Origin of the sequence: Nonomuraea composti, from assembly GCF_012034275.1 — a bacterium.
Lineage (GTDB): Bacteria > Actinomycetota > Actinomycetes > Streptosporangiales > Streptosporangiaceae > Nonomuraea > Nonomuraea composti.
Map to the genome: position 1 here is coordinate 226043 of NZ_JAATEP010000014.1, position 9810 is coordinate 235852.

Annotated in this window: 12 protein-coding genes; 8 read left to right on the forward strand and 4 right to left on the reverse strand. The window is 70.3% G+C overall.

What is annotated here, in order from left to right; all coding sequences use genetic code 11:
- Window positions 1-9 precede the first annotated feature (9 nt).
- The gene (locus HCN51_RS21780) at window positions 10-1278 is read left to right on the forward strand and encodes an MFS transporter (RefSeq protein WP_346433736.1); all 1269 of its coding nucleotides are present in this window, start codon (window positions 10-12) and stop codon (window positions 1276-1278) included.
- Between the two features lie 3 nt (window positions 1279-1281).
- Here HCN51_RS21780 and HCN51_RS21785 read toward each other — a convergent pair whose 3' ends face one another.
- Window positions 1282-1899 carry a UdgX family uracil-DNA binding protein gene (locus tag HCN51_RS21785; protein WP_168011337.1) on the reverse strand — a complete coding sequence of 206 codons (618 nt, stop codon included), beginning with the start codon at window positions 1897-1899 and terminating at the stop codon, window positions 1282-1284.
- A 99-nt stretch (window positions 1900-1998) separates the two neighbouring features.
- Here HCN51_RS21785 and HCN51_RS21790 point away from each other — a divergent pair, with 99 nt between their 5' ends.
- The 3 genes from HCN51_RS21790 (at window position 1999) to HCN51_RS21800 (ending at window position 5825) form a co-directional block, all read left to right on the forward strand.
- Window positions 1999-2703 (forward strand): iron-dependent transcriptional repressor DtxR, encoded by a 705-nt coding sequence (locus HCN51_RS21790; RefSeq protein WP_080043283.1) that lies wholly within the window; start codon window positions 1999-2001, stop codon window positions 2701-2703.
- A 123-nt stretch (window positions 2704-2826) separates the two neighbouring features.
- Window positions 2827-5049, forward strand: coding sequence for an ATP-binding SpoIIE family protein phosphatase (locus tag HCN51_RS21795; RefSeq protein WP_168011338.1), 2223 nt, complete (start codon window positions 2827-2829; stop codon window positions 5047-5049).
- Complete coding sequence (locus HCN51_RS21800) at window positions 5046-5825, forward strand: alpha/beta fold hydrolase (RefSeq protein WP_346433737.1); 780 nt, start codon at window positions 5046-5048, stop codon at window positions 5823-5825. Before HCN51_RS21795 ends, HCN51_RS21800 begins: the two co-directional genes overlap by 4 nt.
- A gap of 23 nt (window positions 5826-5848) precedes the next feature.
- Here the strand turns inward: HCN51_RS21800 and HCN51_RS21805 are convergent, their stop codons facing one another.
- Window positions 5849-6742: an NAD(P)-dependent oxidoreductase gene (locus tag HCN51_RS21805; protein ID WP_168011339.1), complete on the reverse strand. Its 894-nt coding sequence runs from the start codon at window positions 6740-6742 to the stop codon at window positions 5849-5851.
- Window positions 6743-6791: 49 nt separating this feature from the next.
- On the opposite strand from HCN51_RS21805, the gene HCN51_RS21810 reads away from it, so the two are divergent.
- Complete coding sequence (locus HCN51_RS21810; RefSeq protein WP_080043279.1) at window positions 6792-7193, forward strand: MerR family transcriptional regulator; 402 nt, start codon at window positions 6792-6794, stop codon at window positions 7191-7193.
- Window positions 7194-7228: 35 nt separating this feature from the next.
- The gene (locus HCN51_RS21815) at window positions 7229-7849 is read left to right on the forward strand and encodes an HAD-IIIA family hydrolase (protein WP_168011340.1); all 621 of its coding nucleotides are present in this window, start codon (window positions 7229-7231) and stop codon (window positions 7847-7849) included.
- Between the two features lie 28 nt (window positions 7850-7877).
- Here the strand turns inward: HCN51_RS21815 and HCN51_RS21820 are convergent, their stop codons facing one another.
- Both HCN51_RS21820 and HCN51_RS21825 read right to left on the reverse strand, forming a co-directional pair.
- Complete coding sequence (locus HCN51_RS21820; protein WP_168011341.1) at window positions 7878-8345, reverse strand: NUDIX domain-containing protein; 468 nt, start codon at window positions 8343-8345, stop codon at window positions 7878-7880.
- A 9-nt stretch (window positions 8346-8354) separates the two neighbouring features.
- Complete coding sequence (locus HCN51_RS21825) at window positions 8355-9110, reverse strand: DUF5919 domain-containing protein (protein ID WP_168011342.1); 756 nt, start codon at window positions 9108-9110, stop codon at window positions 8355-8357.
- A 163-nt stretch (window positions 9111-9273) separates the two neighbouring features.
- Here HCN51_RS21825 and HCN51_RS21830 point away from each other — a divergent pair, with 163 nt between their 5' ends.
- Window positions 9274-9612: a hypothetical protein gene (locus HCN51_RS21830; protein ID WP_168011343.1), complete on the forward strand. Its 339-nt coding sequence runs from the start codon at window positions 9274-9276 to the stop codon at window positions 9610-9612.
- Window positions 9603-9797 (forward strand): hypothetical protein, encoded by a 195-nt coding sequence (locus HCN51_RS21835; RefSeq protein WP_168011344.1) that lies wholly within the window; start codon window positions 9603-9605, stop codon window positions 9795-9797. Before HCN51_RS21830 ends, HCN51_RS21835 begins: the two co-directional genes overlap by 10 nt.
- Window positions 9798-9810 lie beyond the last annotated feature (13 nt).

The window sequence follows — 9810 nt, forward strand, 5'->3', positions numbered from 1 at the left end:
GTTCGTTAAGTGGCATTTGGGGAGCTGATCAAGCGTCATCTCGTGGACACCCGGCCGCTCGGCGTGCCCGCGTACCGCCGGATCTGGCTCGGCCAGGCCGTCTCGCACATCGGCGTCGGCGTGACCGTCGTGGCCGTCGGGCAGCAGGTGTACGAGATCACGCAGTCGTCGTTCTACGTCGGCCTGATCGGCATCGCCAACCTCATCCCGCTGATCGTCTTCGGCCTGTGGGGCGGCGCGGTCGCCGACGCGGTCGACCGGCGCAAGCTGCTCCTCGCCGGCTCGGTGGTGGCCTGGCTGGCCACGCTGTTCATCCTGGTGCAGGCGCTGCTCGGCCTGAACAACGTCTACCTGATCTTCCTCGCGGTCGCGCTGAACTCCACCGGCTTCGCCATCACCGGGCCCACCAGGGGCGCCATCATCCCCAGGATCCTCGACAGCGAACTGGTGCCGGCCGCCAACGCGCTCAACTCGCTCGTCTACAGCATGGGCGCGGTGCTCGGGCCGATGGTCGGCGGCGTGGCGATGTCGCACGGCGGATACGCGCAGGCGTACGCGGTGGACGCCATCCTGTTCACCGCCAACCTCTACGCGGCTCTCAGGCTGCCCTCACTGCCCCCTCTGGGCGAGGTGACACGTCCGGGGGCCAGGGCGGTGCTGGACGGGCTCAGCTTCATCGTCAGGAGCCCCGTGCTGATGATGTCGTTCGTCGTGGACATCATCGCCATGGTGTTCGCCATGCCGCGGGCGCTGTTCCCCGAGCTGACCGCCGAGCGCTTCGGCGGCGACCTGCTCGCCCTCGGCTGGATGAACTCCGCCATGGCCATCGGCTCCGTCGCCGGCGCGCTGTTCTCCGGGTGGGTGGGGCGGGTCAGGCGGCAGGGGGTGGCGCTGTCGGTCGTGATCGCGGTCTGGGGGCTGGCCGTGGCCGCCGCCGGGCTCGTGCACGACCTGCGGCTGCTGGTGCTGTTCATGGCCGTCGGCGGGGTCGCGGACGTGATCTCGTCGGTCTGGCGGCAGTCGATCCTGCAGCTCTACGCGCCCGACGAGATGCGGGGGCGGCTGCAGGGGGCGTTCATGGTGGTCGTGGCGGGCGGGCCGCGCCTGGGCGACCTGCGGGCGGGCGCGACCGCCACCGCGTTCGGGCTCACCGGGGCGTGGGTGGGCGGCGGCCTGGCCTGCGCCGTCACGGTGCTGATCGTGGGGCTGTCGGTGGCCGGATTCCGCAACTTCCGGGCCGGCTCGTCCGTCCCGCTCAAGGAAGATACGGCGGGCTGACGCTCACGCGATCCGGGCCGCCGCCTGGAGGTCGGCCAGGAAGCCCGCGTACGCCTCGTCCCTGTCGGGTGCGCGCAGCACCGCCGACGGGTGGATGGTCGCCACCGCGACCGCCTCGCCGAGCGGCACCGGCTCGCCCCGATGCTGCGTCACCCGGAACGAGCGCCCCAGCAGCGAGCGCGCCGCCGTCGCCCCGAGCACCACGACCACCTCGGGTTTCACCACGGCCAGCTCGGCGTCCAGCCACGGATGGCAGGCGTCGATCTCCGCCGCCGTGGGCTTCTGGTGGATGCGCCGCTTGCCGCGCGGGGTGAAGGAGAAGTGCTTGACGGCGTTCGTGAGGTAGACGTCGTCGCGCTCGATCCCCGCCTCCTGCAGCCCTCTGTCGAGGACGCGCCCCGCCGGGCCGACGAACGGATGCCCCTGGCGGTCCTCCTGGTCACCGGGCTGCTCGCCCACCAGCATGAACCTGGCCTGCTTCGGGCCCTCTCCGAACACCGTGCGGGTGGCGTTGCGGTAGAGGTCACATCCTTCACAGCCGGCAGCCGCGTCACGCAGCGCGTTCAGATCGAGACGGTCGGGAAGGAACTCGGCCGCCCCATTGTTGCCGTCCTTAACCATCGTCGGTCGTTCTCCCAATAGGGTTCCCTGTGACTCCTGTGCCCGCAGCGGACGGGCTCAGTCCCACGACCGGCGTATACCATTCACTTGGGAGGAGCCTTGACCGCACACGGCTTGATCGACACTACGGAGATGTATCTCCGTACCATCTATGAGCTCGAAGAAGAGGGCATCGTCCCGCTGCGGGCCCGCATCGCGGAGCGCCTTCAGCAGAGCGGCCCCACCGTGAGCCAGACCGTCGCGCGCATGGAGCGTGACGGGCTCGTCCGGGTCGAGGGTGACCGCCACCTGTCGATGACGGAGCTGGGCCGCACGCTGGCCACGCGCGTGATGCGCAAGCACCGCCTCGCCGAGTGCCTCCTCACGCAGGTGATCGGCCTGCCGTGGGAAGAGGTGCACATCGAGGCGTGCCGCTGGGAGCACGTCATGTCGGAGTCGGTCGAGTCGCGCTTGGTGACGCTGCTGGACAACCCGACGGTGTGCCCGCACGGCAACCCCATCCCCGGGCTGGCGGAGCTGGGGGCGCAGGAGCCGGCCGAGAGCGGCGACGACACGCTGACCACGATGAGCGACCTCGCCGGCACACGTGACACACCAGTAGTCGTGCGTCGAATTAGCGAACAAGTGCAAAGCGATCCCGCTGTGATGCTTAAACTCAAGCAAGTTGGGATACAACCCGGACGCGAGGTGACGCTCGCGGCGAGCGACGACGGTGTACGGGTGACAGGTGACGGTGACGCGAAGGATACTCCCGCGGAGCTTCCGCGCGACGTGGCCGCGCACGTTTTTGTCTCCAAGCGCTGACGCGCGCCCAGCTACTTGGTTGAATCCCTCCTGGGAGGCCCTCCACTCTCCCCTGGCCAAGACTGTTGCAGGAGCGCCCGTGGTCCGCTTTGCATACACGCCACCCCGAGGAGTGGTCTCCGGATGAAGCGATGGGGGGATCTGTCACAAGAAGCGGCTGATCACCTTGCTGCCGGGTCCGTGCTCGACCACGCCGAAATGGCCGTGGTCGTCACCGACCGTTTCAGCAATCTCCTCTATTGGAACCCCTTCGCCGAGAAACTTTTCGGCCGGCAGGGGAAGTCGCCTTCGCGTGACACGTCCGTCCTGTCCCTCGGGATCATGGAGAAGGACCACCCGCTGGCGATCGAGCTGGCCAAGCACGTGCTCAAGGGCGGCGTGTGGGAAGGCACGTTCGACGTCAGGCGCAGCGACGGCACGATCGTCTACGTGCGCGCCCAAGCGGTGCCGCTGCGGCCCACGTCGGGCGCGGTGACGGGCATCGTCATCATGGCCCGCGAGGCGCTGCGCAGCAACGAGCGGGAGAAAGACCGCTTCGGGCTGCTGGAGCGCATCGGCGAGCGGCTGGCCGGCTCCCTGTACGTCGAGGAGACGCTCAAGCGGGTCGCCGAGATGCTCGTCCCCCAGTTCGCCGACCACTGCTTCATCGAGCTGATGGAGGGTGACCGGCTCGTCCGCCGGGTCTCGCAGCACGTACAGGGGTGGACGCCCCCGTCGGGAACATGGAAGCCGGTGGGCGCGGAGATCCGCTACCCCTCCGGCCACTACGCCGACACCGCGCTGCGCCGCCAGGAGACCATCCTCGTCGAGGACTTCGCCACCAACCGGAGCCCGAGCCCCCACGACGGCAGCGCGCGCCTGTGCGGCGAGATCGGCATGACCTCCGCCATCGTGGCGCCGCTACTGGTGCGGGGCGAGACGCTGGGGCTGATGTACCTCGGCCTGTCCAACCTCACCGACCGCCGCAGCCCCCACTACGACGCCTTCGACCGCGACTTCGTCGGCGCCATCGCCACCCGGGTCGCGCTGGCCATCGACAACGCGCTGCTGTTCGAGGAGGAGCGGCACACAGCCGAGTCGTTCCAGAAATACCTGCTGCCCCGGGCGCTGCCGCAGCTCGACGGCCTCGACATCGCCGTGCGCTACTACCCGGCCGCCCCGCTCGCCTCCCACGGGCAGGGCATCCAGACCCAGGTCGGCGGCGACTGGTACGACGTCATCCCGCTGTCGGCCGGCCGCGTCGGCATCGTGATCGGCGACGTCGAGGGCAGGGGCGCCAAGGCGGCCGCCATCATGGGCCAGCTGCGGGCGGCCCTGCGGGCCTTCGCCCAAGACGACAAGTCGCCCGCCGACATCCTGGCCAGGCTCGACGAGTGGACCCGCATCATCGCCACCCCCGAGCAGGACGACAACGGCACCGACGTCAGCGTCCCGCCCATCGTGACCTGCCAGTACCTCGTCTACGACGCCTGGTCGCGGCAGCTGTCCTTCGCCAACGCCGGGCACGCCGCGCCGCTGCTGCTGGTCGACGGGCAGTGCGTCGAGCTCGACATCGAGGAGGTCGGCCAGCCGCTCGGGGTGCGCGCCAAGGGGCTGCACGCCGACCTGGTCTACAAGGAAGAGACGCGCACGCTGCCGCCGGGCGCGGCGCTGCTCCTCTACACCGACGGCCTGGTCGACCGCCGCCCCGGCCGCGACGGCCGGATGCCGACCGAGGCCGAGACGCTGGGCGTGCTCTGCGAGAAGCTGGCCAAGATGTCGGGCGCCGAGGTCGAGCGCATCGCCGACGCCGCCACCGTGGCGGTGCCCGGCGAGATCGACGACGACATGGCCATCCTCGTCGTCCGCTCCAGCGACGTCGACCTCGACGTGGAGTCCCGCACGTTCCCCGCCCAGCCGATCATGGTCGGTGAGGCCCGCCGCATGGCCGCCGAGGCGTTCGCGAGCTGGAACGTGCCCGAGGAACGCGCCGAGCTGGCCTGCCTGCTCGTCTCCGAGGTCGTCACCAACGTGGTGCTGCACGCCGCCACCGCCGGGGTCCCGCGCAGGGAGCTGGTCGTGGAGGGGCCGCCGCTGCCGTTCGAGGAGTCCTGGGACATGCCGGGCTTCGAGGACGAAGTGATCGGCGACAAGGAGTTCACGCTGCGGCTGCGCAGGGGCGAGGAAGCCGTCTGGGTCGAGGTGTTCGACCAGGACCTGCGGCTGCCCCGCATCCGCAGCGCCGGCGAGAACGACGAGGGCGGGCGCGGCCTCTACCTCGTCGACCAGCTCGCCCGCCGCTGGGGCTCGCGCCCCACCAGGGAAGGCAAAGCCGTCTGGTTCGAGATTCCCACCCGGGGCAGGTGAGTGATTCACTGGCGGCCATGGAGCTGGCCTTCGAGCGCCGGGGCTCCGGCGCGCCGCTGATCCTCGTCCACGGCATCGGCCACCACTGGCAGGGCTGGCTGCCGGTGCTCGACCGGCTCGCCGCGGCCCGCACGGTGATCGCGGTCGACCTGCCCGGCTTCGGGGTCTCGCCCGAGCTGCCGCCGGACATCCCGTACACCGCCGAGTCGCTGGCCGACGCCGTCGAGTCGTTCTGCGCCCGGCTCGGCATCCGCGAGCCCGCCGTCGCCGGCAACTCCCTGGGCGGTTACGTCGCGCTGGAGCTGGCCTCGCGCGGCGTCGTCCGCTCGGCCGTCGCGCTCTCCCCGATCAGCTTCTGGACCCGCGCCGAGCTGCTCTACTGCCAGGCGCTGCTGCGCGCCATGCGCGCCTCCGCCCGCTCCCTCCCGCTGGAGCGACTCGACAACCGCTACGTCCGTACGGTCGCGGCCGGCCTGCTCGTCGCCCACCCCTCCCGGCTCGGCCCGGCCGCCCTGACGGCCGCCACGCAGGCGCTGGGCAGCGCGCCCGGCTTCGACGAGACGCTGGAGTCGTTCGCCGGGCTGATGCCGCCCGCGCCGCCGAAGACGCCGATCACGGTCGCGTGGGGCGAGCATGATCGGCTACTGCCGCGACGGCAGGCCGTGCGGGCGGCACGATGGTCCGGGCAGCGGGTCAAGCTGCTGAAGGGGTGCGGTCACCTGCCGATGAGCGACGACCCGGACCTGGTGGCCCGGGTCATCCTGGAAGCGGCCTGAAACCCCTTCGGTGTTCCTGGGGGTCAGTCGCCTTCCTGAGACGTGCTGAACTCCTCGATCAGCACCGGATACTGCTCCTTGCCGTGCCCCGCCGCGATCGCCCGATCGGCGATCGCCTTGATCAGCCTCGGCCACTCGGCGTTGACCCCGACCGCCTCACTCTCCTCGACGAGATGCGCCATCGCCCGCACATCCGTCTCCAGCGCCGACACCTCGGCCGGGAAGGACCCCTTGTCGACCTGCCCGGCATAACCCGGCAGCCACCCCGCCACCTCGGTGGCGAGCTGCTGCGCGAACGGCGCGAACGTCGCGGCGTCCACCCCGGCCGTCTTCACCATCGCGGTGCCCTGGAGCCAGGCGTTCAGGACGCTCCACATCATGACCAGCCCGGCCGCGTCGTACAGGGACGCCAGCCCCAGGTCCTCGCCGAGGTAGGTGAGGGTGCCCAGCGCGCCGAGCGTCCCCTCGTGCGCCTCGAAGTCGGCGCGCGGCCCGCTGTGCAGGATCACCGCCTCGGGTGTCCCGATCACCGGCGGAACGGCCATGATCGCGCCGTCCAGGTAGCGGGCCTCCCGCCGCCCGGCCCACTGCGCGGCCTCCCTTGCCTGGGCCGAGGTGCCGGAGGTCAGATTGATCACCGTCGTACCCGCCAGCCCGCCTTCACCGTCGCCTTCGCTGAGCAGCTCACGCACGACCTCGTAATCAGTGACGCAGATGATCGTCAAGGGGCTCGCTCGGAGCGCCTCGCCGGCCGTCGGCGCCAGTCGCGCGCCCTCGGCCACCAGCTTGTCGGCCTTGGCCGCCGTACGGTTCCACACGGTCGTGGGATGCCCGGCCTTCAGGAAGGCGCCCGCGAGCGCCTGCCCCATCAGCCCGAGCCCGATGACCGTCACAGGTGCAGTGCTTCTGTCGTTCATGGCAGCATCGTCAACGTTGAGACCGGTCTGAAGGTCAAGTGAGGGTGCGATGCGAATCGGGGAACTGAGCCGCCGGACGGGCGTCAACGCCCACCAACTGCGCTACTACGAGGCCCAGGGCCTGCTGGAGGCCGACCGCGGCACGAACGGCTACCGCGACTACGACGAGAGCGCCGTGCTACGGGTCAAGCAGATCCGCCACCTGCTCGCCGCCGGCCTGTCGTCGGAGGACATCGCGTACCTGCTGCCCTGCGCGACGGGAGAAACCCCGGACCTGCTCGGCTGCCCCGAACTCATCTCGGCGATGCGCTCCCGCCTGCGCCGCCTGGACGACCAGATGACCCGCCTCGCCCAGTCCCGCACCGCCCTCGCCGACTACATCTCGGCCGCCGAACGTTCGGGCCGTGACACCTACCCACCCTTCGACCACACCGAGGCCGTCGCCAGCTGACGACCTCCAAATTCGCAGCGCGTGGAGCTCAGCCCGTGATCTACGTATTCGACGTCGGAGAGACCATCCTTCGCGACGACCGCTACTGGTCGTCATGGGCCGACTGGCTCGGCGTCCCCCGTCACACCCTCTCGGCCCTCGTCGGCGCCGTCGTCGCGCAGGGCCGCGACAACGCCGACGCCCTCCGCCTCCTGCGCCCCGGCCTCGACCTGGCCGCCGAGTACGCCGCCCGGGAGGCGGCCGGCCAGGGCGAACGCATCGAGGAGGAGGACCTCTATCCCGACGTCCGGCCGGCGTTCACCGCGTTGAGGGCATCCGGCCACCGGGTGCTGATCACCGGGAACCAGACGGCCCGCGTCGCCGAACTGTTGGCCGCGCTCGACCTGCCGGTGGACGGCATCGCCACCTCAGGCCAATGGGGCGTCGCCAAACCGGACCCGGCCTTCTTCGCCCGCCTGATCGCCTTCGCCGACGCGCCGCCGCACCGGATCGTGTACGTCGGCGACCACCCGTCCAACGACATCACCCCCGCCAAGGCCGCTGGCCTGCGGACCGCCCATGTACGCAGAGGACCGTGGGGCCATCTGTGGGCCGACAGCCGAGAAGCGGCAGAGGCCGACTGGCGCATCAACAGCCTGGCCGAATTGGCCCGTTGAGGGCTGTTACCGAGCGGGACATGACAGGTCAATCGACGCGGGAGCGTCTGCCCTCCAGGAAGTCGTTGAGCTGCCGCCACTGGGTGGGATGGATGTCCAGCGCGTGCAGCTCGCCCGGCTCGACCCACCGGACCTCGCTCGCCTCGTCGTTGGGCTCGGGACGACCGCCGACCGGACGGGCGATCAGCATGACCTCGTACTCCTGCCGGACCTCCCCGTCCGTGTAAGCCACGATGTGACCGGGGTCGGAGTAGATCCCGAGCATGCCCACCGGCTCCACCCGGACCCCGGTCTCCTCCTCGGTCTCCCGCACGGCGCACTGGGACGGCGTCTCGCCGATCTCCATCTTGCCCATCGGCAGGGCCCACTGGCCGGTGTCGCGCCGGCGCTGCATGAGGATGCGGCCGGCGTCGTCCACGGTGACCGTCCCGCACGCCGGGACCAGGCTGTTCGCCTTGGGGGCTTCCGGGTCGTTCCAGTACTCGACTCGTCCCATGGGTGCCTCTCAGAGCTCCGCGCCGGACCAGGGAACGGCTCCGGCCCAGACCCGTTCGAACGACGACATGTAGTGCTCGGCCATTGTCCCGCCATTGAGGCGGCGGAAGTGGAAGACCGGGTTGGCCGAGGCTGGCTCGCCGTACGCGTGCGGGTTGACCAGGATGTCATCGTCGTAGCGGAACAACGAGGCGTACAACGTCGTGGAGTGCAGCCGCAGCTCGCAGCCGTCCACCTCAGGCAGTGACCGATAGTAGGTCAGAGATGAGCGGATCTTGGCGGCGAGTGTCCCGCCGAGCCCCTCTTCGCGGTCGCGCGTCTCGACGGACTGGGCGTTGGGATCGCCGAAGCACAATCTGATCGCGACGCCGCGCCTCGCCGTCTCGGTCAGCAGCCGGGCGATCCTGGGCTGGGTCTGGGCGAAGAACGTCCCTGAGAAGACCAGCACGTCCACGTCGGCCTGCGCGTCACTGAGGAGGCGCAGCCACAGCTCGCGAGGAACGCTGGCACGATCGGGGAAGACCTCCACCAGCTCGGACCGGTTCGCCCGGGCACGGCGCGCCTGGCTGCTTTCCAGCACGTCAGGCCACAGGTACGTCTCGTCGGCGGTCAGCAGCTTCGCCGCCGCCCACCGATGCCGGCGATGTGGCACCCGTCCGGTGTTGATCCACCGTTCGACCGTTTTAGGCTCCACACCGCACGTGCGGGCCAGGTCCTCCAGGGCGACGCCGTGACGGAGCATCGCTGTGCGTAGGCGCTCGTTCACACAACCCAGTTGACGCGAACGTCCCAGGACGTTTCAAGGCCATGAAGGGACGTTTCTCGATGACATGACACGTCCCGACAACGGCTTCCGGCGCAGTTCAAAGGTCCCGCCCGCCTGGCTTTACTGGGCGCATCGGAGTCGCGAACCCTTGGGAGGTGGGCAGATGAGCCCAAGCCGAGCGTCGGCCGACCCTTTACTCAGGGCGTCATCGCTCGACGCGGCTGTGCGGCTGCAACGCGCACTGCATCGCCTCCGCGTCCCCGCCGATGTCCACGACGGCTACGGGCTCGCACTGGTGTCCGTGTGGGTCGGTCTCGTCGTGTGGTGCGACTGCGGGAGCTTCTGGTGGCGTACGGGCTGGGACGCCGCCCGCAAGCGGCCCGTCTACGCCTGGCACCCCGTACTGGAACCGGAGAGAGCCGCCGCCCGGATCGCCCGCCGCTACGCGGACCTGCGTGCATCCCAGACGACGCCGGGCGCCGGAGCGCAGCCGTGCCGGTGACCGTGGCGGAGGTCATCCGCGCCTTCCCCGGGTGGCAGATCTACGACCTCGCCGGTGGCTGGGCCGCCGTTCGTACGAACCTGCTGCCCCGGACCAGCGGGCTCTCCAATGTACGGTGCGGGGAGACCTTGGAAGAGCTGGTCAGGCACCTTGAGGCCGAGACGAGGCCCCGGGGCACCGCCTGATGATCGAGCTAGA

Coding starts and splice junctions, on each gene's coding strand:
- HCN51_RS21785 (WP_168011337.1), bottom strand. CDS start 1,899: ATGGTTAAGGACGGCAACAATGGGGCGGCCGAGTTCCTTCCCGACCGT.
- HCN51_RS21795 (WP_168011338.1), top strand. CDS start 2,827: ATGAAGCGATGGGGGGATCTGTCACAAGAAGCGGCTGATCACCTTGCT.
- HCN51_RS21805 (WP_168011339.1), bottom strand. CDS start 6,742: ATGAACGACAGAAGCACTGCACCTGTGACGGTCATCGGGCTCGGGCTG.
- HCN51_RS21810 (WP_080043279.1), top strand. CDS start 6,792: ATGCGAATCGGGGAACTGAGCCGCCGGACGGGCGTCAACGCCCACCAA.
- HCN51_RS21820 (WP_168011341.1), bottom strand. CDS start 8,345: ATGGGACGAGTCGAGTACTGGAACGACCCGGAAGCCCCCAAGGCGAAC.
- HCN51_RS21830 (WP_168011343.1), top strand. CDS start 9,274: ATGAGCCCAAGCCGAGCGTCGGCCGACCCTTTACTCAGGGCGTCATCG.